At 42.5% G+C, this 23408-nt stretch carries 21 protein-coding genes; all 21 read left to right on the forward strand.

The window, feature by feature from the left end:
- Positions 1–1629: translation initiation factor IF-2 (gene infB / locus ACEQ1T_RS09700; RefSeq protein ID WP_370222686.1), on the forward strand; the 1629-nt coding region annotated here is incomplete at its 5' end.
- Positions 1629–1910 (forward strand): DUF503 domain-containing protein, encoded by a 282-nt coding sequence (locus tag ACEQ1T_RS09705; RefSeq protein ID WP_206836503.1) that lies wholly within the window; start codon positions 1629–1631, stop codon positions 1908–1910. The genes infB and ACEQ1T_RS09705, both read left to right, overlap by 1 nt.
- 16 nt (positions 1911–1926) lie before the next feature.
- Positions 1927–2307 (forward strand): 30S ribosome-binding factor RbfA, encoded by a 381-nt coding sequence (gene rbfA, locus ACEQ1T_RS09710; protein WP_370222687.1) that lies wholly within the window; start codon positions 1927–1929, stop codon positions 2305–2307.
- A gap of 65 nt (positions 2308–2372) precedes the next feature.
- Positions 2373–3290, forward strand: coding sequence for a tRNA pseudouridine(55) synthase TruB (truB, locus tag ACEQ1T_RS09715; protein WP_370222688.1), 918 nt, complete (start codon positions 2373–2375; stop codon positions 3288–3290).
- Between the two features lie 66 nt (positions 3291–3356).
- Complete coding sequence (gene ribF, locus ACEQ1T_RS09720; protein ID WP_370222689.1) at positions 3357–4307, forward strand: bifunctional riboflavin kinase/FAD synthetase; 951 nt, start codon at positions 3357–3359, stop codon at positions 4305–4307.
- A 122-nt stretch (positions 4308–4429) separates the two neighbouring features.
- Positions 4430–4699: a 30S ribosomal protein S15 gene (rpsO, locus tag ACEQ1T_RS09725; protein WP_009330698.1), complete on the forward strand. Its 270-nt coding sequence runs from the start codon at positions 4430–4432 to the stop codon at positions 4697–4699.
- Positions 4700–5017: 318 nt separating this feature from the next.
- Positions 5018–7138 carry a polyribonucleotide nucleotidyltransferase gene (pnp, locus tag ACEQ1T_RS09730; RefSeq protein WP_370222691.1) on the forward strand — a complete coding sequence of 707 codons (2121 nt, stop codon included), beginning with the start codon at positions 5018–5020 and terminating at the stop codon, positions 7136–7138.
- Positions 7139–7323: 185 nt separating this feature from the next.
- The gene (locus ACEQ1T_RS09735) at positions 7324–8340 is read left to right on the forward strand and encodes a polysaccharide deacetylase family protein (RefSeq protein WP_206836516.1); all 1017 of its coding nucleotides are present in this window, start codon (positions 7324–7326) and stop codon (positions 8338–8340) included.
- 42 nt (positions 8341–8382) lie between these two features.
- Entirely contained in the window at positions 8383–9618 is a 1236-nt protein-coding gene (locus ACEQ1T_RS09740) for a M16 family metallopeptidase (RefSeq protein WP_370222692.1), read from the forward strand.
- Positions 9619–9760: 142 nt separating this feature from the next.
- On the forward strand, positions 9761–10015 hold the full coding sequence (locus ACEQ1T_RS09745; protein WP_206837657.1) for a YlmC/YmxH family sporulation protein: 255 nt from the start codon (positions 9761–9763) through the stop codon (positions 10013–10015).
- 377 nt (positions 10016–10392) lie between these two features.
- Positions 10393–11295 carry a dipicolinic acid synthetase subunit A gene (gene dpaA / locus ACEQ1T_RS09750; RefSeq protein WP_370222693.1) on the forward strand — a complete coding sequence of 301 codons (903 nt, stop codon included), beginning with the start codon at positions 10393–10395 and terminating at the stop codon, positions 11293–11295.
- Positions 11292–11891 carry a dipicolinate synthase subunit B gene (gene dpaB, locus ACEQ1T_RS09755; RefSeq protein WP_206836525.1) on the forward strand — a complete coding sequence of 200 codons (600 nt, stop codon included), beginning with the start codon at positions 11292–11294 and terminating at the stop codon, positions 11889–11891. The genes dpaA and dpaB overlap by 4 nt, the downstream gene beginning before the upstream one ends.
- A 290-nt stretch (positions 11892–12181) precedes the next feature.
- Complete coding sequence (gene asd / locus ACEQ1T_RS09760) at positions 12182–13231, forward strand: aspartate-semialdehyde dehydrogenase (RefSeq protein WP_370222694.1); 1050 nt, start codon at positions 12182–12184, stop codon at positions 13229–13231.
- A 41-nt stretch (positions 13232–13272) separates the two neighbouring features.
- A complete protein-coding gene (dapG, locus tag ACEQ1T_RS09765; RefSeq protein WP_370222695.1) occupies positions 13273–14517 on the forward strand; it encodes an aspartate kinase in 1245 nt (414 codons plus the stop codon).
- Positions 14518–14653: 136 nt separating this feature from the next.
- Positions 14654–15520 carry a 4-hydroxy-tetrahydrodipicolinate synthase gene (gene dapA, locus ACEQ1T_RS09770; RefSeq protein WP_206836532.1) on the forward strand — a complete coding sequence of 289 codons (867 nt, stop codon included), beginning with the start codon at positions 14654–14656 and terminating at the stop codon, positions 15518–15520.
- Between the two features lie 167 nt (positions 15521–15687).
- A complete protein-coding gene (locus ACEQ1T_RS09775) occupies positions 15688–17355 on the forward strand; it encodes a ribonuclease J (RefSeq protein ID WP_370222696.1) in 1668 nt (555 codons plus the stop codon).
- A 126-nt stretch (positions 17356–17481) separates the two neighbouring features.
- A complete protein-coding gene (locus ACEQ1T_RS09780; RefSeq protein ID WP_206836540.1) occupies positions 17482–18234 on the forward strand; it encodes a ClpP family protease in 753 nt (250 codons plus the stop codon).
- Entirely contained in the window at positions 18231–18446 is a 216-nt protein-coding gene (locus ACEQ1T_RS09785; protein WP_206836543.1) for a YlzJ-like family protein, read from the forward strand. The genes ACEQ1T_RS09780 and ACEQ1T_RS09785 overlap by 4 nt, the downstream gene beginning before the upstream one ends.
- 170 nt (positions 18447–18616) lie before the next feature.
- Positions 18617–20962 (forward strand): DNA translocase FtsK, encoded by a 2346-nt coding sequence (locus ACEQ1T_RS09790; RefSeq protein ID WP_370222698.1) that lies wholly within the window; start codon positions 18617–18619, stop codon positions 20960–20962.
- Between the two features lie 428 nt (positions 20963–21390).
- The gene (locus ACEQ1T_RS09795; RefSeq protein ID WP_113881995.1) at positions 21391–22116 is read left to right on the forward strand and encodes a GntR family transcriptional regulator; all 726 of its coding nucleotides are present in this window, start codon (positions 21391–21393) and stop codon (positions 22114–22116) included.
- 73 nt (positions 22117–22189) lie between these two features.
- Entirely contained in the window at positions 22190–23296 is a 1107-nt protein-coding gene (locus ACEQ1T_RS09800; protein WP_206836549.1) for a BMP family protein, read from the forward strand.
- Positions 23297–23408: the final 112 nt, after the last annotated feature.

Here is a 23408-nt window from a genome sequence, read left to right on the forward strand (position 1 = left end):
CAGGATCTTGACAAAGATGCCATTGAGCTGATTGCAGGTGAATACGGTGTGGAAGTAGAAGAAGAGATACTGGTTGATACAACTGATCTTGAAGTATACTTCACAGAAGAAGAAAATGCAGAACTAGTGGAACGTCCATCTGTTGTAACCATCATGGGACACGTTGACCATGGTAAAACAACATTGCTTGACTCCATCCGCAACACGAAAGTAACAGCAGGAGAAGCAGGCGGTATCACTCAGCATATCGGAGCTTATCAAGTTGAAGAAAACGGCAAAAAGATTACTTTCCTTGATACTCCTGGACACGCTGCGTTCACGACAATGCGTGCCCGCGGTGCGAAAATTACCGATATTACAATTCTCGTTGTTGCAGCAGATGACGGTGTAATGCCGCAAACGGTTGAAGCAATCAACCATGCAAAAGCAGCAGAAGTGCCAATCATTGTGGCTGTTAACAAAATGGATAAGGAAGCAGCAAATCCTGACCGTGTTATGCAGGAATTGACTGAACATGGCTTGGTTCCAGAGGCATGGGGCGGTGACACAATCTTTGTTCCAATCTCAGCTATTAAAGGCGATGGAATTGATGAACTGCTTGAAATGATTCTTCTCGTAGGTGAAGTGGAAGAATACAAAGCAAATCCTGACCGCAATGCCGTTGGTACTGTTATTGAAGCACAGCTTGACAAAGGACGCGGTTCAGTTGCGACTCTCCTTGTGCAAAACGGTACATTGAAGGTAGGAGATCCAATCGTTGTCGGTAACTCATTTGGACGTGTACGTGCAATGGTTAATGATCTTGGCCGCCGTGTGAAAACTGCAGGACCTTCAACACCTGTTGAAATAACAGGTCTTAACGATGTTCCTCAAGCTGGTGACCGCTTCGCTGTCCTTGATGATGAAAAGACAGCCCGCCAAATTGGTGAAGCTCGTGCCCAGCAGGCATTGCAGGCCCAAAGAAACGAAAAGACAAGAGTAAGTCTGGATAACTTGTTTGAACATATGAAACAAGGGGAAATGAAAGACTTAAACATCGTTGTTAAAGCGGACGTCCAAGGTTCAGCGGAGGCATTAACTGCTGCACTTCATAAAATTGATGTAGAAGGTGTTAATGTTCGTATCCTTCATACAGGTGTCGGTGCCATAAATGAGTCTGACATCACTTTAGCTGCAGCTTTCAATGCCATTGTAATAGGATTCAATGTCCGTCCTGACAATAATGCCAAACGGGCAGCAGATGCAGAAAATGTTGACATCCGTTTGCACCGCATTATCTACAAAGTAATCGAGGAAATTGAATTGGCGATGCAGGGTATGCTTGATCCTGAGTTCGAAGAAAAAATCATCGGCCAGGCTGAAGTACGCCAGACGTTCAAAGTTTCCAAAATCGGTACAATTGCAGGCTCGTATGTTACAGACGGAAAAATCACTCGTGACAGCGGTGTCCGCTTAATCCGCGATGGAGTTGTTATTTTTGAAGGGGAAGTTGACGCTCTAAAGCGATTCAAAGATGACGCTAAAGAAGTAGCCCAAGGCTATGAGTGTGGTATTACCATCAAAAACTTCAATGACGTTAAAGAAGGCGACGTTATCGAAGCATATATTATGGAAGAAGTGGAACGTTAATGATAATTGGGCTTGCAGCCTGTGAATGTATCATTTATGACACACATTCTTTGAAAGAAAAGCGGGCTGTTTTGCAGCGGATTTTAACCCGGCTTAAGCAAAAATACAATGTATCTGTATCTGAGGTGGACTATCAGGACCTATGGCAGAGGACAAAAATTGCCATAGTGTCCGTTTCATCTACCCAGGTTTCAACGGAACGCGAGCTGCAAAATGCGCTGAAGATGATTGATTCGTTTCCGGAAATTGAACGGACAATTACAGATTTAGAGTGGCTTTAAGAAGAGGTGATATAGAATGAGCCTTAGAGCAAATCGAGTTGGAGAACAAATGAAAAAAGAACTGGGCGAAATCATCGGCCGGAAAATAAAAGACCCGCGGGTTGGATTTGTAACAGTCACTGATGTTCAAGTTACCGGGGATCTCCAGCAGGCAACTGTATTTATCTCTGTTCTGGGTGATGAGGAACAAAGGGAAAATACGCTTCGCGGGCTGGCTAAAGCAAAAGGCTTTATCCGATCTGAAATTGGCCAGAGAATCCGGCTGAGAAAAACGCCGGAAATTCTATTCGAATTTGATGAATCAATTGACTACGGAAACCGTATAGAATCATTGCTCCATCAAATTCAGGACGAAGGCCGTTCCAAAGATGAGGAACGCTCCAAAGAAGAAGATTAATGGAATGGATAGACAATTTGTCTATCCATTTTTTTCTAATTACAAAAGACACGGTGGTATTTAATATGGAAGGAATTTTACCGCTTTTCAAACCAAAAGGAATGACATCCCATGATTGTGTCTTCAGGCTGCGGAAAATTTTGCGGATGAAAAAAATCGGCCATACCGGTACACTCGATCCTGACGTAACTGGGGTACTCCCAATCTGTCTCGGCAGAGCGACAAAGGTGGCTGAATACATAACAGATGCAGGAAAGTCCTATGAGGGAGAAGTCACAATAGGATTTTCTACGACAACAGAAGATGCCTCCGGAGAAGTCGTGGAGAGAAAAGATGTTGCAGCACCTATTTCCAGACATCAGATATTGGAAGTTCTTCAAAGCCTGACCGGGGAAATTACGCAGACACCTCCTATGTATTCAGCAGTAAAAGTGAATGGAAAACGCCTCTATGAATATGCAAGAAAGGGAATAGAAGTGGAACGGCCGTCCAGGAAAGTTACTATTTACTCTATCGAACTGCTCGATGACAGAGAAATGTTTGAGGGTGAGAATATTACCTTTCGTTTCCGTGTAGCCTGCAGCAAAGGAACATATATCCGAACGCTTGCTGTCATGATTGGGAGTGAACTGGGATACCCCGCCCATATGTCCGAGCTGGTTAGAATCCAGTCTGCCTCATTGACAATTGATGACTGTCTGACTTTTGAAGAAATAGAAGACAGAGCAGAGAAGGGGACAATGGCCGAGGTTCTCCGACCTATGGAAGCTGCGCTTTCTCATTTGCCGAAATTTCAAATAAGTGATAAAGTAGCAGAGAAAGTAAAAAATGGGGCTGTATTAACTATCCCTGATCATTTACTCGACACCAAGGGCCCAATCGCATTGGAAGCAATGGAAGGCCTTGTTCTGGCGATTTATGAGCATCACCCCAGCAAACCTGGGTTAATGAAGCCAGTAAAGGTGTTAAGGAATGATCAATAAGCACTCGTTATAAAGCTGTGCATTTTTATAGGTCCAGGCTCTGTAGAGAAAAGGTGAATTAATAATATGGAAGTTATTCATATACATCATCCCCATCGATTGGATAGAACCGGCATGCCTGAACTGGCAATAGCACTTGGATATTTTGATGGTGTTCATTTGGGTCATCAGAAAGTCATCCGTGAAGCAAAATCTATAGCTGAACAAAAAGGATTAAAAAGTGCTGTTATGACATTTGACCCGCATCCATCGGTTGTTCTGGGGAAAAGCGTTCAGCATGTGGAGTATATTACTCCTATTGAGGATAAAATTGCTATCATAGCGGATCTGGGCATCGATTATTTGTTTATCATCAATTTTACAAGGGAATTTGCAAACCTTCTTCCCCAGGAGTTTGTTGATCAATACCTGATTGGTCTTAATGCAAAGCATGTCGTAGCAGGCTTTGATTATTCCTACGGGCGGATGGGACGCGGCACAATGGAAACGCTGTTGTTCCATTCCAGAGATCAATTTGATTATTCGGTTGTTGCAAAGCTTGAAAAAGAAGACGAAAAAATCAGCTCTACGTTAATAAGGAAATACATCCGGGAAGGGAAAACAGCTGAGCTTCCCGACCTTTTAGGGAGATTTTATAAAACATCAGGAACCGTTATCCATGGTGATAAGAGAGGCCGTACAATCGGCTTTCCAACTGCGAACGTGGATGTTTCGGATGACTGCATCATTCCTCCGCCAGGTGTATATGCTGTGAGATTCTTAGTAGATGGCAGCTGGTATGAAGGTGTATGCAATGTTGGCTACAAACCTACCTTTAATAAGGAAAAAAGGGACAGGCCATCGGTTGAAGTCCATATTTTTGATTTCTCTTCAGATATTTATGGCAGGAAAGTTACGGTTGAATGGCATAGACATCTTAGAAGTGAAAGGAAATTTGCTGGCGTTCAGGATTTAATCGCCCAAATTGAGAAGGATAAACAGCAGACTGAGCAATATTTTGAGAAAAACAGGGTTTAGCCTTGCTTTTTGTCATAAAAAGTTGTATTCTAAGTAACGTACCAAATGAACCTTTGCTTGGCAAGTCGAGTCACCGACGCTTGCTCAGTAACAGGGGATTGAAAATTTAGGAGGTGAACCGGATGGCAATCACTAAAGAACGTAAAAATGAGCTAATCAATGAGTTCAAAACTCATGAAAGCGACACTGGATCTCCAGAAGTTCAAATCGCTGTCCTTACTGAAGAAATTAACAATTTGAACGACCATTTACGTACTCACAAGAAAGACCACCATTCACGTCGCGGTCTTTTGAAAATGGTTGGTAAGCGCCGTAACCTATTAACTTACCTTCGCAACAAAGACGTTGCTCGTTACCGTGAGTTAATCAATAAGCTTGGCTTACGTCGATAATCAACAGAAGCGGGATTTTTTCCCGCTTTTTTATTAGCTTTAAAAACTTGAATTTTGTTCCTAATCATGTACATACATAAGTTATTCTTATTTTAGCAAACAGAAAAATTGTGCATACTATAAGATGCCTAATTTTATTATGATTAAAGAGCATTTCATGCTTTTATATAAAACTGGACTGCTGGCAATGCAGAGCTCTTAAGCCTCTGCTGCTGTCATGGCAGGATTATCTGCAGCTTATGCAGGATAAACAACAATTGGAACGGACCAGGCAGAACTGACGCCTGTCCTTAAGTGAAAGCAGAGAGGGGTACAAATATGGGACAAGATAAACATGTCTACAGCCTTGAGTGGGCTGGGCGCAAATTGACCGTTGAGATTGGCCAGCTGGCTAAACAGGCTAACGGTGCGGTTTTAGTGCGCTATGGCGATACTGTAGTATTAAGTACTGCTACAGCATCAAAAGAACCAAAAAATCTGGATTTCTTTCCGCTGACAGTTAACTATGAAGAACGTTTATATGCTGTTGGTAAGATTCCGGGCGGTTTTATTAAGAGAGAGGGCCGTCCAAGTGAAAAAGCAATTTTGGCCAGCCGATTGATTGACAGGCCAATCCGTCCATTATTCGCTGACGGTTTCAGAAATGATGTACAGGTTGTAAGCATGGTGATGAGTGTGGATCAAAACTGCTCATCTGAAATGGCTGCAATGTTTGGGTCATCTTTAGCCCTTTCTGTGTCGGATATCCCATTCAGCGGTCCGATTGCAGGGGTCAGCGTAGGGCGCATTGATGGAGAATTCATCATTAATCCATCTGTGGATCAGGCTGAGAAGAGCGATATCAGCCTTGTTGTAGCCGGTACAAAAGACGCGATTAACATGGTAGAAGCAGGTGCAGATGAAGTGCCTGAAGAAACAATGCTTGAAGCGATTATGTTTGGCCATGAGGAAATCAAGCGCCTTATTGCTTTCCAGGAAGAAATAGCATCAGAAATCGGCAAAGAGAAAATGGAAGTTGTCTTATACCAGGTTGACCAGGACCTTGAGGCTGAAGTTCGCGGCATCTGTGAGAAAGAAATGATTCAAGCAATTCAGGTGCAGGAGAAGCATGCCCGTGAAGCTGCCATTAAAGCAGTTAAAGAAGAAATTACAGCTAAATATGAAGGTGAAGAAGCAGACGAAGACAAGCTGAAGCAAATCAGGCAGATCCTTGATAAAATTGTTAAAGCTGAAGTGCGACGTCTTATCACAGAAGATAAAGTTCGCCCGGATGGACGTGGATTGGATGTTATCCGCCCGCTATCATCAGAGGTAGGCATTCTTCCGCGCACACATGGTTCAGGTTTATTTACACGCGGACAAACTCAGGCTCTGAGCATTTGTACCTTAGGAGCTCTTGGCGATGTACAGATTCTTGATGGGCTGGGAATTGAAGAAGAAAAAAGATTCATGCACCACTACAATTTCCCTAACTTCAGTGTAGGTGAAACTGGACCAATCAGAGGGCCAGGACGCCGCGAAATCGGGCATGGAGCTCTTGGAGAACGTGCTCTTGAGCCTATTATTCCATCTGAAAAGGACTTCCCTTATACAATGCGCCTTGTATCTGAGGTATTGGAATCAAATGGTTCAACATCACAGGCAAGTATTTGTGCAAGTACTTTGGCTATGATGGATGCAGGTGTGCCTATTAAAGCGCCAGTTGCCGGTATAGCAATGGGTCTTATTAAATCAGGCGAGCATTATTCAATTCTGACTGACATTCAGGGTATGGAAGACCACCTGGGTGACATGGACTTCAAAGTGGCGGGTACTTCCAAGGGTGTTACTGCTCTCCAAATGGATATTAAAATTGAAGGCTTGTCACGTGAGATTCTTGAGGAAGCATTGCAGCAGGCGAAGAAAGGCCGCATGCAGATACTTGATTCCATGCTTAGCACTATTGGGCAGCCAAGAAAAGAGCTGTCTGAATATGCTCCTAAGATTCTGATGATGTCAATCAACCCTGATAAAATCCGTGATGTTATTGGGCCAAGCGGAAAGCAGATCAATAAGATCATTGAAGAAACAGGCGTTAAGATTGATATCGAACAGGATGGAACAGTATTCATCTCATCAGTAGATGAAGAGATGAATCAAAAAGCGAAGAAGATTATAGAAGATATAGTACGTGAAGTAGAAGTTGGACAAATGTATCTTGGCAAGGTGAAACGAATTGAGAAATTCGGTGCATTTGTTGAAATCTTCTCCGGTAAAGATGGATTGGTTCACATTTCTGAACTTGCTGAAGAGCGTGTAGGGAAAGTGGAAGATGTTGTATCCATCGGTGACGAACTTCTAGTAAAAGTTACTGAAATCGATAAGCAAGGCCGCGTAAACCTTTCCCGCAAAGCCGTTTTGCGTGAACAGCGTGAGCAAAAGGAAAAAGCACAGCAATAATACTAACCTCTATTTAGGAGAGAAGCATTTTGCGGGGCGAAATTTCCTGAAAGCCAGGGGAAACCCTGGCTTTTTACATATATGAATATCCATGGGCGTTTGCCCTATACAACATACCTTTGTAATACGCTTCCGTTCTACCTTGTCCCTTTGAATCATACTATGAATTGAAGGAGGCATGAAGAATGAGAAAGTTTATCCATATTGCTATCATGTTTGTTATGGCACTTGCTTTTATCAATAATCCTTTTACTGATCAGTATGTATCAGGCCTCAAACAGGAGACAGGAGCCGTAACGGTTTCCAAGGCTAAGGATTCACTTTATGAAGAGATTACAGCAAAAAAAGAGGAATACAGCATTCCTGCACAGGATGCTAAAATAGACCGTGTATGGAAAGCCATTCCAGGGCTTAACGGAATTGAAATAGATGTTGAGGCATCTTATAGAAAGATGAAATCAGAGAATGAGTTCAATGAAGATAAACTTGTATTTAAACAAATTGAACCGAAGGTGAAGTTAAAGGACCTCCCACCGTCACCTGTATATAAAGGCCATCCCGATAAACCGATGGTCAGTTTCATTATTAATGTGGCATGGGGAAATGAATATTTGTCAGGTATGCTGGCTACTTTAAAGGAACATAATGTGTCAGCAAGTTTTTTCCTTGAAGGAAGATGGGTAAAGAATAATCCGGAACTTGCCAGAATGATTATAGATGCTGGACATGAAGTGGGCAACCATTCGTATACTCATCCGGATATGAAAGTGATTTCTTCTGCAAAGACAAGGGAAGAAATCCAAAAGACAAATGATGTGATCGAAGCCACGATGGATGAAAGGCTGAATAAGCCCATTACTTGGTTTGCTCCTCCCAGCGGCAGCTATAGGGATGAAACAGTGAAGATTGCTGCTGAGAAGAACCTCGGCACCGTTATGTGGACTGTTGATACAGTGGATTGGAAAAAGCCACCCCCTGATGTCCTGATAAATAGGGTGTTATCAAAGGTCCATAATGGAGCACTGATTCTGATGCACCCTACTGAATCCACCGAAAAATCACTCGATAGACTTATAACAGGTCTTAAGCAGAAGAACCTGCAGATTGGAACAGTATCTGAATTGTTAAGCGAGAAGAGAATCCAGAATCGGGAAAATAATAATCAGGATTTTGGAAAAAATAACAATAATAATATAAACTAATGGAAGCATATGTCTTTGGGTTTCAGAACAGGAGGAATTTATTTGATCAAGAAATATACATGCCAAAACGGAGTAAGAGTCGTTCTAGAAAACATTCCAACCGTCCGTTCTGTTGCGATCGGAGTATGGATCGGAACAGGTTCGCGAAACGAAATTCCTGAAAATAATGGAATCTCTCATTTCCTCGAGCACATGTTTTTTAAGGGAACGAAAACAAGATCAGCCCGGGAAATTGCCGAAAGCTTTGATAGCATTGGAGGCCAGGTGAACGCCTTCACATCAAAAGAATATACATGTTACTACGCAAAAGTACTGGATACCCATTCTGACTTTGCTCTTGAAGTGCTTTCTGATATGTTTTTTAACTCCACCTTTGTGGATGAGGAACTGAATAAAGAAAAGAATGTTGTTTACGAAGAAATCAAAATGTATGAAGACACGCCTGATGATATCGTACATGACCTTTTGAGCAAAGCAATCTATGAGAACCACTCTCTTGGCTATCCGATCCTTGGCACAGAAGGAACGCTGGCCACGTTCAATGGTGATACATTAAAACAGTATATGCATGAAACATACACACCTGAAAATGTAGTAATCTCCATTGCCGGAAATATCGAGGAGTCTTTCATCAAGGAAGTAGAAAAATACTTTGGATCCTATGAAGGCGGAAAGAGAGAAAGCTCTGAGCCGAAGCCTGAATTCCATTCAAACCATCTTGAGCGTAAAAAGGATACTGAGCAGGCACATCTTTGCTTGGGATTCGAAGGATTGCAAGTAGGGCATGAGGATATATACAATCTGATTGTTTTAAATAATATATTGGGTGGAAGCATGAGCAGCCGTTTATTCCAGGATGTTAGGGAGCAAAAAGGATTGGCATATTCTGTTTTCTCTTATCATTCTGCCTTCCAGGATAGCGGCATAGTGACGCTATACGGCGGAACAGGCGCTAAACAGCTGGACGTCCTGTTTGATACGATTCAGGAAACCCTTGCTACTCTTAAAAAAGAAGGCATTACAGATAAAGAGCTGAATAACAGTAAGGAACAGCTCAAAGGAAGCTTGATGCTTAGCCTTGAAAGCACAAACAGCAGGATGAGCCGAAATGGCAAAAACGAACTGCTTCTGGGCCGCCACCGTTCTATGGATGAAATTGTTGAGGAAATCGATGCAGTTTCCATGCAGGGAGTGAATAACATGGCGAATTCCATTTTCACAGATCAATACTCTGTTGCTTTAATCAGCCCAGAGGGAGAACTTCCAAAAAATCTTTAATAAATTTGTTGTGGGCCGTTTGCAAAAGCGGTGGACTAAAAACAGCCTGTTTTCCTGCAGGCTGTTTTCTTTTGTCTTGGACTTCTAAAACTACTGGCTGAACGATAAAAATATAGAGAAAGAGAAAAGAGGAGGGCAGATGATGAGATTAAGTGAGCTGAGCGGAAAGGAAATCGTGGATGTGAAGCGGGCGGAACGACTGGGGGTACTTGGGCAGACGGATCTTGAAATAAATGAAAAAAATGGTCAGATCCAGACCTTGCTCATCCCTTCATTAAAGTGGTTCGGCTTCAAGCGCCAAGGTGACGAAATCCGGGTTTCGTGGCAGCATATAAGGAAAATTGGCAATGACATGATCATTATTGATATTCCGGAAAATGCTGATCAGCAGGAATAGTCTTGAAAGAAGGGCCGATTAGGTCCTTTTTGTTTTTAGCTGTTTTTAGGCAATCTCCTTAATATCTTCAAAAATCCCCTTCCATAGCTGAACCATTTTCTTTTTAGTGGAAAACTCACCTATTGCCCCGTTCATACATAAGATGTTGAAGTAGTTCAATACACAATTCCATTATGGTTATTAGATGAATTGCCGGCCAAAAATAACGCCACATTTCGTGTTTAAGATAAATCTGCTTGTGCAATTGCTGTCTCGTGCCGCAGCTATTGTATAGTGGCGTTGCCGGTGCGAGGTTACTTTTTACCAGGAGTCATGCGGTCATTGGCTTCAAAAATATATGCTTTCTAAAAAGAAAGAAAAAAGAAGGTGAGTGTTGCATGCTGACAGGAACCCAAATAGCAGTCATCGGCGGTGATGCACGGCAGCTCGAAATCATCCGGAAATTGACTGAGCTTGATGCAAAGCTCTCATTAATTGGATTTGAGCAGCTGGATCATGCGTTCTCTGGTGCGGTAAAAGAAAAAATAGATGAAGTGGATTTTTCCAATATAGACGCGATTATCCTGCCTGTTCCCGGCACGGGTCTGGAGGGTCAGATCGAAACGATTTTCTCCAATGAAAAAGTGACTTTTGAAGAGGAAATTCTTTCGCAGACTCCAGCACACTGTACAGTTTATTCCGGCATAACCAATTCGTATTTAACAGGAGTTACTAAATCGGCAGACCGCCGTCTTGTGCAATTATTTGAACGGGACGATGTTGCTATTTACAATTCAATTCCAACAGTAGAAGGAACCATCATGATGGCTATCCAGCATACTGATTTCACCATTCATGGATCTAATATAGCCGTAATCGGCCTTGGCAGAGTAGGAATGAGTGTAGCAAGAACCTTTCATGCCCTGGGTGCAAAAGTGAAAGTGGGGGCGAGAAAAAGTGAACACATTGCCCGGATAACGGAAATGGGTCTTACCCCATTCAACCTGAAAGAGATTGAGGATGCGGTAAAAGATGTGGATATTTGCATAAATACAGCTCCTCATTTAGTTGTAACAGCATCCGTCATTTCAAAAATGCCTACACATACGCTTATCATTGACTTGGCTTCAAAGCCGGGAGGAACCGATTTCCGCTACGCGGAAAAACGGGGAGTGAAAGCCCTGCTCGCACCAGGCCTGCCGGGAATCGTTGCTCCGAAAACAGCCGGGCAAATATTGGCGAATGTTCTTTCTCAATTGATTATGGAAGATTTGCAAAAGAGAAAGGGGAATTCAATATGAGTTTGAAAGGGAAAAGAATCGGATTTGGTTTAACAGGATCACATTGCACGTACGATGCAGTGTTTCCGGAAATAGAAAGGCTAGTTCTTGCAGGGGCTGAAGTGCTTCCGGTCGTTACCTTTACGGTAAAGAGCACTGAGACAAGATTCGGGAAAGGGGAAGACTGGGTTCAAAGAATTGAAGATCTGACTGGCAATAAAGTGATCGATTCAATTGTGAAAGCGGAGCCGCTTGGACCTAAGATTCCTCTGGATTGTATGGTGATTGCCCCGCTTACTGGAAATACCATGAGCAAATTTGCCAATGCCATGACTGATTCGCCCGTATTGATGGCAGCCAAGGCAACCCTTAGAAACGGCAAACCAGTTGTGCTTGGTATCTCCACAAATGATGCGCTGGGTTTGAATGGGGTAAACTTAATGAGACTAATGGCTACAAAAAATATTTATTTTATCCCTTATGGCCAGGATGATCCTGTGAAGAAGCCAAATTCAATGGTAGCAAGAATGACAGCATTACCTGAAACAGTTCTTCATGCCATGGAAGGCAAGCAGCTGCAGCCTGTTTTAGTGGAAAGATATAAAGACGAAAATTAGCCCCCTATTTTTTCTAGCAAAAATTTTAGTCCTTTAGTGAGCGAATATGTTAGAATAAAGATTATTAAGATAACCAACCTCCAAGCTATGTTTAAAATAATATTAACCTCTTGGAGTAATGACAATATGCTGATAATATAAATGGAAGCCTGCCATCTTTAAAATCAGGCAGGAAAACGGCTGCCAATTGACTTTGGCTGCCGTTCTATTGAATTTTGGGCATATTGTTTTTTCACTAAAAAACTAATTTTGCTAGAAAAATATAATGGTACTGGAAGGGGAAAAGGAATTTGGAACAGAAAAAAGGATTTCATGTCGCGGTAGTTGGAGCAACTGGTGCAGTTGGCCAGCAAATGATCCAAACACTTGAAAATAGAGATTTTCCGATCTCTGAATTAACACTTTTATCATCAGCCCGTTCTGCAGGCTCGAAGGTAGCGTTCAAGGGCCAGGAGTATACGGTTCAGGAAGCAAAGCCAGAGAGCTTTAAAGGCGTGGACATCGCATTATTCAGTGCCGGAGGAAGCGTTTCCCAGGAACTTGCTCCTCATGCGGTTGAGCATGGTGCCATTGTGGTAGACAACACAAGTGCATTCCGTATGGATCCAAATGTGCCTCTTGTCGTACCTGAAGTAAATGAAGATGACCTTCATTCGCATAATGGCATAATCGCTAATCCAAATTGTTCTACGATTCAAATGGTTGTTGCCCTAAAGCCGGTAAAAGAAAAATACGGTTTGAAAAAAGTGATTGTTTCTACTTACCAGGCTGTTTCAGGATCAGGAGCAGCTGCAGTTCAAGAGCTGAATGAGCAGACAAAAGCCATAATAAATAATGAAGAGTATGAGCCTGTCATTCTTCCTGTTAAGAGCGATAAAAAACACTATCAGATTGCTTTCAATGCGATTCCGCAAATTGATAAGTTCCAGGATAATGGCTACACATATGAAGAAATGAAAATGATCAATGAGACAAAGAAAATCATGCATATGCCCGAGTTGCAAGTGGCTGCTACATGCGTTCGTCTACCAGTGGCAACTGGGCACTCAGAGTCCCTTTATTTTGAAGTGGAAACTGACAGTGTGACTGCAAATGAAGTAAAGAGCCTTCTTGAAAATGCGCCGGGTGTTGTCCTGCAGGATGATCCGGATAACCAGATTTACCCAATGCCTGCTGATTGTGTTGGTAAAAATGATGTTTTTGTCGGCCGTATCCGCAAAGATTTGGATGAGGATAAAGGCTTCCATATGTGGGTGGTTTCTGATAATCTTCTTAAAGGGGCAGCATGGAATTCCGTGCAGATTGCCGAAAGCTTAATTAAACTTGGCATAGTGAAATAGTTAACGTATTCTCTTCATGTTGAGAGGTTAGAGGTGTTTTAATGAATATCATCGTTCAAAAATATGGGGGCACATCAGTCCGCGATGAAAATAGCCGCGAACATGCGCTTAAGCACATAAAAAAAGCGCTGGCTGATGGATATAAGGTTGTTGTCGTTGTTTCGGCGATGGGCCGAAAAGGCGATCCTTATGCAACAGATACACTGCTTTCGCTTGTACAAGGCAATAACAGCAAGATCAGCAGACGCGAAACGGATCTGCTTTTATCCTGCGGTGAAGTCATCTCAAGTATCGTTTTTTCAAACATGCTAAATGAACATGGAATCACAGCAGCAGCTCTAACAGGGGCACAGGCAGGATTTAGAACAAATAATGATCATACAAATGCAAAAATTATCGATATGAAATGCGACAGACTTTTGAAAGAGCTTGAGAATCATGATGTTATCGTTGTCGCGGGTTTTCAGGGTTCTTCTAAAACTGGTGATGTCACAACGATCGGAAGAGGCGGCAGTGATACCTCCGCAGCAGCTCTTGGCGCAGCCCTAAATGCTGAGTGGATTGATATCTTTACAGATGTGGAAGGCATCATGACTGCTGATCCGCGCATAGCTGAAAATGCACGTCCATTATCAGTTGTCACTTATACGGAAGTCTGCAATATGGCGTATCAGGGTGCAAAGGTGATTCACCCTCGTGCTGTCGAGATTGCCATGCAGGCCAAAATTCCGATCAGAATCCGCTCAACCTACTCCGACAGTCTCGGAACACTTGTCACAACATTAAATAAAGACAGGCGCGGTACAGATATTAAAGAGCGTTCGGTAACAGGGATTGCCCACGTTTCCAATGTCACACAAATAAAGGTTCTTGCGAAGAAAGATCAATATGATCTTCAGTCTGAGGTCTTTAAAGCCATGGCAAACCAGGGGATCAGCGTTGACTTTATCAATATATATCCAAATGGCGTCAACTACACGGTTACGGAAGAAATGACGGATAAAGCGATTAGTATTCTTAAAGGTCTGGGTCACGATCCGCTGGTTGAAAGAGAGTGCGCAAAGGTTTCGGTTGTCGGTGCAGGAATGCAGGGTGTTCCTGGCGTGGCTTCACGAATCGTGACGGCATTGTCCGAGCAGGGAATCCGCATCCTGCAATCTGCAGACAGCCATACAACAATATGGGTTCTTGTAAAGCAGGCAGATTTGATAAAGTCTGTTAATGCATTGCACGATGCTTTTCGCCTGGAAGAAGAATTGGCAGAGTATGAGAGAAAAGACATTTAATCTTAGAAATCTTAGAAAAATATCATGTTTAAAAAGGGGAAGAAAGCCCTTCAGGGGGTAACGACTGATTTGCATCTTAATCGGCAGATCCGCCCGTGTCTTCCCGGTCTTTTAAACATCTGCAAGGAGTGTAAACATGATTCTATTTGGCCGAGTATCAACAGCAATGGTAACGCCATTCGATCATAAGGGACATATTGATTTCCCTAAAACGACACAGCTTATCAATCATCTTATAGAAAATGGTACAGATTCATTGGTCATTGCCGGAACTACCGGCGAGTCGCCAACACTGACAAAAGAGGAAAAGCTGGCATTATTCAAACACGCAGTGAAGGTGGCTGACAAACGTGTGCCTGTTATTGCCGGCACTGGAAGCAATAATACGTACGAATCCATTGAATTAACGAAAAAAGCAGAGCAAATTGGTGTAGATGCCATCATGATTGTAGCACCTTATTATAATAAGCCAAATCAGGAAGGGCTCTATCTGCATTTCAAGGCAATTGCGGAAAGCACGAGCCTTCCAGTAATGGTTTATAATATTCCGGGACGCTCATCCGTCAATATTTTACCTGAAACGATCATCCGCCTTTCGGAAATCCCTAACATCGCTGCTGTTAAAGAAGCAAGCGGAGATCTGAATGCAATGGCAAAAATCATTGCCAATACGGATGATGACTTCATGCTTTACAGCGGTGACGATGGCCTTACTCTTCCCTGCATGGCAATTGGCGGAACTGGAATCGTATCTGTCGCTTCCCATGTGATTGGCAATGAAATGCAGGAGATGATCACAGCTTACCTGAATGGTGAAAATGAAAAAGCTGCAAAGATCCATCAGCGAATTCTTCCGATCATGGAAGGCCTTTTTGCTGCCCCAAGCCCAGTGCCTGTAAAAACAGCGCTGCAGCTTAAAGGGCTCGATGTCGGATCCGTCCGTCTTCCAATGGTTCCGTTGACAGAACAGGAACGCAGCGCAGTTGCTGACCTATTTAAATAATTGCTTGCCAACCAGTGTTTTGCTGGTTGGTTTTTATTTTTTAAGGGGTTCATTAGGCAGCCTCAACTTTTCCCATGTATAAATTTGGTTGTCATGGTTTTATGACTTCAAGTATAATATGGATAACTGATCTTGATCGGCTGAACATGCATGGGAGGATATGTACATTGAAAAAGAGACAGAATGAAAGCATCAAGCTAGCAGCACTCGGAGGAGTCGGAGAACTTGGGAAGAATATGTATTTGGCAGAGGTGGATGACGAAATATATGTTATCGATGCCGGATTAATGTTCCCTGAAAATGAAATGCTCGGAATTGACATCGTTATACCGGATATTACATATTTAGTTCAAAACAAGGAAAAAGTGAAAGGGATTTTTCTGACACATGGACATGAAGATCACATTGGCGGGCTGTCTTATGTGCTGACAAAGGTCAATGTTCCTATCTATGGAACAAAGCTGACTCTGGCACTTGCCAAAGCCAAAATGAAGGAACAGGAATACAAAGGCAAAGCGCAGTTTATTGAAATTAATTCAGACACCAAAGTGGAATTTGATTCGGCAGATGTAACTTTTTTCAGGACTGGCCATAGCATACCGGATAGTGTCGGGGTGGCTATCCATACGTCCGAAGGTGCGATTGTGTATACAGGAGATTTCAAATTCGATCAGGCATCGACTGCCTTATACAAACCTGAAATCGGCAAAATGGCGCGCTTGGGGGAAGAGGGAGTTCTTTGCCTTCTATCTGACAGTACAGAAGCAGAAAAGCCGGGATACACCAACTCAGAATCGAAAGTGGCCAGAGAGATGACAGCCGCATTCTATGCAGCAAAGGGGAGAGTCATTGCTGCTTCATTTGCGTCTGACTTAATCCGTATACAGCATATTTTTGATGCTGCTATGGAAACGGGCAGGAAAGTGGCAGTGGTCGGGAGAAGTCTGCAAAAGATCTATGATATTGCCATGCAGCTTGGTTATTTACAGGTAGGGGAAGATGTGATTATACCTGTCGCTGAAATCGGGAAATACAGGGAGGACCAAATCGTTGTACTTACCACAGGTACTCAGGGGGAGCCAATAGAGGCCCTTCAAAAAATGGCGAAGCAGTCTCACAGACAGGTGAATATAAAGAAGGGTGATACCGTTTTACTGGCGGCATCCCCTTTAAGAGGAACAGAGGTATTAATTTTTAAAACGATCGATATGCTGTTTAGAGCGGGAGCTGAAGTCATTCCTGGGAAGGGAACTTTTAATACCTCCAGCCATGGCAGCCAGGAAGAACTTAAATTTATGATTAATCTGATGAGCCCAAAATTCTTCATCCCGGTTCATGGGGAATACCGAATGCTGAAAGCGCATGCTAACATTGCCATGGACTGCGGATTATCAGGCAGACAAATTTTCATCCCGGATAAAGGTGATGTAGCAGAAATTAAGGATGGTGCAATCGTTCCCGGAGGAAAAATTCCTTCAGGAAATGTGCTGATTGATGGGATCGGTGTTGGCGACGTCGGAAATATCGTATTAAGGGACCGAAAGCTGCTATCGCAGGATGGAATCTTATTAGTGGTGGTCACTCTCAATAAAAAAGAAAAGAAAATATCCGCTGGCCCTGAAATTATTACTAGAGGTTTTGTATATGTCAGGGAATCAGAAAAGCTTCTCGAGGAAGCTATAAAAATCGTGAGGGAAGCTGTAGAGCAGAACCTTGCCAGAGAATCCTTTGACTGGTCCGGCATTAAGCAGGATATGCGTGACAGCCTGAATCAGTATCTGTATGAAAAAACAAAACGCAGACCAATGATCCTTCCAATTCTTATGGAGGGATAACAATAAAACACAGCCCGTCATTCAATGCCGGGCTGTGTTTTTTACGCTCACTCTTCAGCAATAAAGCGCATGAAAAAGAATCCCGCGTTCATACTAACAATATATTGCTTGAAGGGAGAAATAAGGATGGAAAACGATTTGAAAAATAACCGCAATGAGAGCGGGGAAGGGCAAGAACAGCCGAAAGAGGATAAACCGTCTGCCCTTATGGAGAAGATTCAGCAGCTTGGACAGACGAATGTGCCGCAGCTGTCCCAGGACTCCAAAATTCATTGCTTGACCATTGTCGGACAAGTAGAAGGACATCTGCAGCTTCCGCCGCAAAATAAAACAACAAAATATGAACACTTAATTCCTCAAATTGTTGCGATTGAGCAAAACCCAAAAATAGAAGGTCTTTTGGTCATTTTAAATACAGTAGGCGGTGATGTGGAAGCCGGGCTGGCAATATCAGAAATGCTGGCTTCTTTATCAAAGCCAACCGTCTCCATTGTCCTGGGAGGAGGCCATTCCATTGGTGTGCCTATTGCTGTGTCATGCGATTATTCATTTATTGCAGAGACGGCTACGATGACCATCCACCCGATCAGACTGACTGGCCTGGTAATCGGTGTGCCGCAAACCTTTGAGTATATGGATAAAATGCAGGATCGGGTAATTAATTTTGTAACGAAGCATTCAAATATTTCGGAACAGAAATTTAAAGACCTGATGTTTGATAAAGGCAACCTAACCAGGGATATTGGTACAAACGTGGTCGGCAGGGATGCTGTTGAATATGGCCTGATTGATGAAGTAGGCGGGGTAGGGCCAGCGCTGGCAAAGCTGAATGAGCTTATTGATATGAATAAACCTAAAGAAGAAGTGATGGTTCAATGATCCTTTATACCATGATGCCACAGGAACTCATTTATCAAAATGAGCAGGATGATTTTGGAAAACAGAAAATTGTGTCATATGAAGGAATTCCCCTCCTAGTGGAAATGAATGCAGGACAGGAATGCCGTATCTTAAGAATAATGAGCAGTGACCCCTCCCATTATATGGATGAAAGATATACTCCGGGGTCCATGATCACTTTAACTCAGTAAAACTGAGAAATACATTCAAAAAACAACTTAATTAAGAATCGATATGATATAATAAAAGTAATTTTAGAAGCAGCCAAAAAATGGCTGCTTCTTCTTTCATAGCTGACATGATGTATTACATAATGGGATTTTGATGATGATGTTAATAAGAACAATGATAAGGTGATAATATGGCCAAAAGAAAGAAAAGAAAATCTAAAAAGAGCGAAACACTAAAACGGACAATGAAATTTGAATTAATAGGACTTACATTGCTGGCACTTGGGATAGTAGCATTAGCTAATTTTGGCAGAGTAAGTGATTGGACTGTATTGTTTTTCCGTTTCTTTTTCGGGAACTGGGATATTATAGGCATAATAGGTATGATGCTATTTGGGACCTATCTATTGTGGAAGAGGACTATACCTCCCCTCTTTACATCCAGATTATTTGGGATTTATTTAGTAATAGGAGCAATTCTTATACTTAGCCATACGAACTATGTTGAATTAATAACTACTGATGGAAGAACAAATAATCCGAGTATCATCAAACATACATACGAATCATTTGTCATGATTAAAAATGGGGAAACAAGTTCAGACCAATTAAATGGAGGTATGATAGGAGCAGTTCTGCTAGCAATTCTCTACTATTTATTTGATGTATCGGGATCTAAGTTTATTTCTTTTATAATGATTATAATTGGTTTTATTTTAATCACTGGTAAGACATTTGGCGAAACTATTGGGAAGTTTTTTAATCTGGTAATAACCTTTATTAAAAAACAGTGGTTTGGTTTTGTTGATGACTGCAAAGGATGGATACAGAATCTAAAAGATAAAAGTGAAGAGAGAAGGTCACAAAAGGAAGAAAGACGTGCCCAAAGAGAAGAACAGCAGGCTCTCCGGGATGAAGAAGAACCTGACACTGTCATAACCATCAATCATACTCCTGAACCGGCACCAGAACCGATTATTTCAAGCTTTGCCGAAAGAGCTTATCAGGAGGATCCCAGGGAAGCAGCTTCTAATCAGCCTCAGGAAGAAGCAGATACTGAGCCGGAGGATGTGACTGCGCCGCCAATTGCGTTTACTGAAGTGGAAAACAAAGACTATGAGCTGCCGCCAATCAGACTATTGAAATTGCCAAGGCAAACCGATCAAAGCGGTGAGTATGAGCTTATCCATGCGAATGCTGCTAAGCTCGAAAGAACGTTTCAGAGTTTTGGGGTTAAAGCGAGAGTGACACAGGTTCATTTAGGACCGGCTGTTACAAAATATGAGGTGCACCCCGATGTTGGGGTAAAGGTAAGCAAAATCGTTAGTCTCAATGATGATTTGGCCCTGGCACTGGCAGCTAAGGATATCCGGATAGAAGCACCAATTCCCGGTAAATCTGCCATTGGAATAGAGGTCCCTAACTCTGAAGTGGCCATGGTTTCTCTAAGGGAAGTAATTGAATCCAAGCAAAATGACAAACCGGACTCCAAGCTTCTGATCGGGCTTGGCCGTGATATCACCGGGGAAGCTGTCCTCGCAGAACTTAATAAGATGCCCCACCTGCTTGTTGCCGGTGCGACAGGAAGCGGGAAGAGTGTGTGTATTAACGGAATCATTACCAGCATTTTGATGAGGGCAAAACCTCATGAAGTAAAATTAATGATGATCGATCCTAAAATGGTGGAATTGAATGTATATAATGGGGTGCCGCATTTGCTGGCGCCGGTTGTGACAAATCCGAAGAAAGCAGCCCAGGCGCTGCAAAAAGTCGTCAGTGAGATGGAAAGGCGCTATGAGCTTTTCTCCCATACCGGCACAAGAAATATCGAAGGATACAATGAGTATGTAAAAAGGCATAATGCCGAAGAGGAAGCACAGCAGCCCCTTCTGCCTTACATTGTGGTCATAGTGGACGAGCTTGCAGATTTAATGATGGTAGCGTCTTCTGATGTCGAAGATGCCATCACGCGCCTTGCTCAAATGGCAAGGGCAGCAGGCATCCATTTAATCATCGCAACCCAGCGTCCGTCAGTAGACGTTATCACAGGTGTAATAAAAGCGAATATACCATCAAGGATTGCATTTGCCGTGTCATCCATGACGGATTCCAGAACCATTTTGGATATGGGCGGAGCGGAAAAACTTCTGGGAAGAGGAGATATGCTCTTTCTGCCTGTAGGTGCTTCCAAGCCAGTCCGTGTACAAGGTGCCTTTCTGTCTGATGAAGAAGTCGAAGAGATAGTGGATTTCGTTATCGGTCAGCAGAAGGCACAATATCAGGAAGAGATGATTCCAGAGGATATTCCTGAAGCGGCAGGAGAAGTGGATGATGATTTATATGAAGAAGCTGTTGAATTGATTCTGGAAATGCAGACTGCTTCTGTATCCATGCTCCAAAGGAGATTCAGGATCGGCTATACCAGGGCTGCAAGGCTGATTGATGAAATGGAAGCAAGGGGCATTGTCGGTCCATATGAAGGCAGCAAGCCTAGAGCTGTGCTGCAGGGCAAGCCTTCGGAAGAAGCAAGTTCTTAAATTTTATAAGAATAACACATTAAAAAATGGCCAGTCTTCGGACGGTCGTTTTTTAATGTTTTTGAGAGATATATAACCAAAAATTGACGTCAAAAAAAAAAGGTATTGGAATATGCCATACTACTAAAAACGCTTACATAAAATGAAAGAGGTATGGTACTTTCAACTCATCATAAAATAAGATTTTTTGCCAGGTGCATTTATCACTAAAAACCAAAATGTAATCGTTTTCAAAGTAGTATTATACCAGAAAAAATGAATTGGTACAGAGGGATTCACAAACATTTTGTTCTTTTCACCTTTTTTCGACAAATTGATAAATTTCTATTTCTTTATTGGGTAAAAAGTGTTATAGTATTTTCGATTAGTAGGAATGATTGAACATCAGAGGTCTGATGTCTTGAGAACTGAAGTTGGAGGAACCCTGCATGTCTATTAAGTCAGATAACCGGCATTTATATTTGCAAGTCATCGATCGATTAAAACAAGACATTGAAGATGGAGTGTATAAAGAAAAAGAAAAACTTCCGTCCGAATTTGATCTTGCCAAACAGCTTGGTGTTAGCAGAGCTACACTGCGGGAGGCGTTGCGCATTCTTGAAGAAGAAAACGTAATTATCCGCCGTCACGGTGTAGGCACCTTTGTCAATGCAAAGCCGCTTTTTACATCAGGCATCGAACAGCTTAATAGTGTCACAAATATGATTTTGCAGGCAGGGATGAAGCCGGGAACCGTTTTCTTAAGTTCTGTAACTATGGGACCGACTGAAGACGATATCCGCAGATTCTCATGTTCGTTAGACCAGGAGATTGCTGTGATTGAGCGGGTAAGAACTGCAAATGGTGAACCGGTCGTTTATTGCGTGGATAAAGTTCCTGAGAATATTCTTCCAGACACATTTTCCCACGAACAAGAGTCGATCCTCAACATGCTTGAAGAAGAGGCAAACCGGAAAATCACCTATGCTGTTGCCCAAATCGAGCCTATCGGCTATCACGAGAAAATTTCACCTATTCTGGAATGTGACCCGGAAACCGCATTGCTTGTATTGAAGCAGATGCATTTCGATGAAGCGGATACTCCGATTCTCTATTCGGTCAATTATTTCAGAGCTGATAAGTTCAGTTTCCATGTCCTCAGAAAGAGAATCTAGCTTTGGGGGGATACACGAAAACACAATCACTCATTCCGCTAATGCAAAAACAATTTCTTAGGGGGTACCAACCTTGAAAAAGCGTAAATTTGGATTGGCGCTATCTTTAGTTCTTGCTGCTGGAACGATTCTCGGTGCTTGCGGCAAAAGTGAAGAAAAAGGCGGAGAAACAGCTGGCGGAGACGAAAAAGAAAAAGCATTCTCTGTAGCAATGGTAACAGATGTCGGCGGTGTAGATGATAAATCATTTAACCAATCTGCCTGGGAAGGTTTACAGGCATTTGGTGAAGAAAATGGCCTTGAAAAAGGAAAAGGCGGATTTGACTACCTTCAATCACAGTCAGATGCTGACTATTCTACAAACCTTAATACATTAGCTCGTCAAGATTTTAATCTTGTTTTCGGTATCGGCTTCCTAATGGAAGGCGCGATCAATGAGATTGCTCAACAGCAAAAGGATGCGCATTTCGGTATAGTTGACGCAGTTGTCGATCAGCCAAACGTAGCAAGCATCATGTTCAAAGAGCAGGAAGCTGCATTCCTTGCAGGTGTTGCTGCTGCCAAAGCAACTAAAGAAAACAAAATTGGTTTCATCGGCGGTATGGAAATTCCGGTTATCGAGCGTTTTGAATCTGGATTCCTGGCTGGTGTTCAAGCTGTAAACCCTGATATTAAAGTAGAAGTTCAATATGCTGGAGCATTTGATAAAGCTGAATTAGGTCAGACAATTGCTTCGAAAATGTACTCTTCTGGCGTAGACGTAATCTTCCATGCTGCTGGCGGAACAGGCAATGGTCTATTTAAGGAAGCTCGTGACCTTAAAAAGAAAGACCCGGCAAGAGAACTTTGGGCAATTGGTGTTGACTCAGACCAGACAGCTGAAGGTGTAGTTGAAATCGATGGCAAAGAGCACAATGTAATCCTTACATCTGCACTTAAGCGTGTTGACAATGCTGTTAAGGACCTTTCTACAAAGGCAAAAGACGGCAGCTTCCCTGGCGGAGAAACGACTACGTACGGATTGGCTGAAGACGGTGTAGGCCTTGCTCCTATCAATCCGGAAGTAGCTGCAAAAGCAGAGATCGAAGGTGCAGTTAAAGAATGGCAGGAAAAGATCAAGAGTGGTGACCTGACTGTTCCATCTACAAAAGATGAACTGGCTTCTTTCTCAGCTGAATAATTAACTTACAAGGAATAAGCAGGTTGCACTGCGGCCTCTTATTCCTTTTTTTTAAAAATTAAAATTTTAATTGAAGGACAGAAAGAATTCTGTATTTCACTTAGATTTTTAA

The sequence above is a fragment of the Cytobacillus sp. genome (genome assembly GCF_964223445.1).
Classification (GTDB): Bacteria; Bacillota; Bacilli; order Bacillales; family Cytobacillaceae; genus Cytobacillus.

What these genes read in the sequence shown, in the direction of transcription:
- ACEQ1T_RS09705 (WP_206836503.1), top strand. Translation starts at nt 1,629, where the DNA reads ATGATAATTGGGCTTGCAGCCTGTGAATGTATCATTTATGACACACAT.
- rbfA (WP_370222687.1), top strand. Translation starts at nt 1,927, where the DNA reads ATGAGCCTTAGAGCAAATCGAGTTGGAGAACAAATGAAAAAAGAACTG.
- truB (WP_370222688.1), top strand. Translation starts at nt 2,373, where the DNA reads ATGGAAGGAATTTTACCGCTTTTCAAACCAAAAGGAATGACATCCCAT.
- ribF (WP_370222689.1), top strand. Translation starts at nt 3,357, where the DNA reads ATGGAAGTTATTCATATACATCATCCCCATCGATTGGATAGAACCGGC.
- rpsO (WP_009330698.1), top strand. Translation starts at nt 4,430, where the DNA reads ATGGCAATCACTAAAGAACGTAAAAATGAGCTAATCAATGAGTTCAAA.
- pnp (WP_370222691.1), top strand. Translation starts at nt 5,018, where the DNA reads ATGGGACAAGATAAACATGTCTACAGCCTTGAGTGGGCTGGGCGCAAA.
- ACEQ1T_RS09735 (WP_206836516.1), top strand. Translation starts at nt 7,324, where the DNA reads ATGAGAAAGTTTATCCATATTGCTATCATGTTTGTTATGGCACTTGCT.
- ACEQ1T_RS09745 (WP_206837657.1), top strand. Translation starts at nt 9,761, where the DNA reads ATGAGATTAAGTGAGCTGAGCGGAAAGGAAATCGTGGATGTGAAGCGG.
- dpaA (WP_370222693.1), top strand. Translation starts at nt 10,393, where the DNA reads ATGCTGACAGGAACCCAAATAGCAGTCATCGGCGGTGATGCACGGCAG.
- dpaB (WP_206836525.1), top strand. Translation starts at nt 11,292, where the DNA reads ATGAGTTTGAAAGGGAAAAGAATCGGATTTGGTTTAACAGGATCACAT.
- dapG (WP_370222695.1), top strand. Translation starts at nt 13,273, where the DNA reads ATGAATATCATCGTTCAAAAATATGGGGGCACATCAGTCCGCGATGAA.
- dapA (WP_206836532.1), top strand. Translation starts at nt 14,654, where the DNA reads ATGATTCTATTTGGCCGAGTATCAACAGCAATGGTAACGCCATTCGAT.
- ACEQ1T_RS09780 (WP_206836540.1), top strand. Translation starts at nt 17,482, where the DNA reads ATGGAAAACGATTTGAAAAATAACCGCAATGAGAGCGGGGAAGGGCAA.
- ACEQ1T_RS09785 (WP_206836543.1), top strand. Translation starts at nt 18,231, where the DNA reads ATGATCCTTTATACCATGATGCCACAGGAACTCATTTATCAAAATGAG.
- ACEQ1T_RS09790 (WP_370222698.1), top strand. Translation starts at nt 18,617, where the DNA reads ATGGCCAAAAGAAAGAAAAGAAAATCTAAAAAGAGCGAAACACTAAAA.
- ACEQ1T_RS09795 (WP_113881995.1), top strand. Translation starts at nt 21,391, where the DNA reads ATGTCTATTAAGTCAGATAACCGGCATTTATATTTGCAAGTCATCGAT.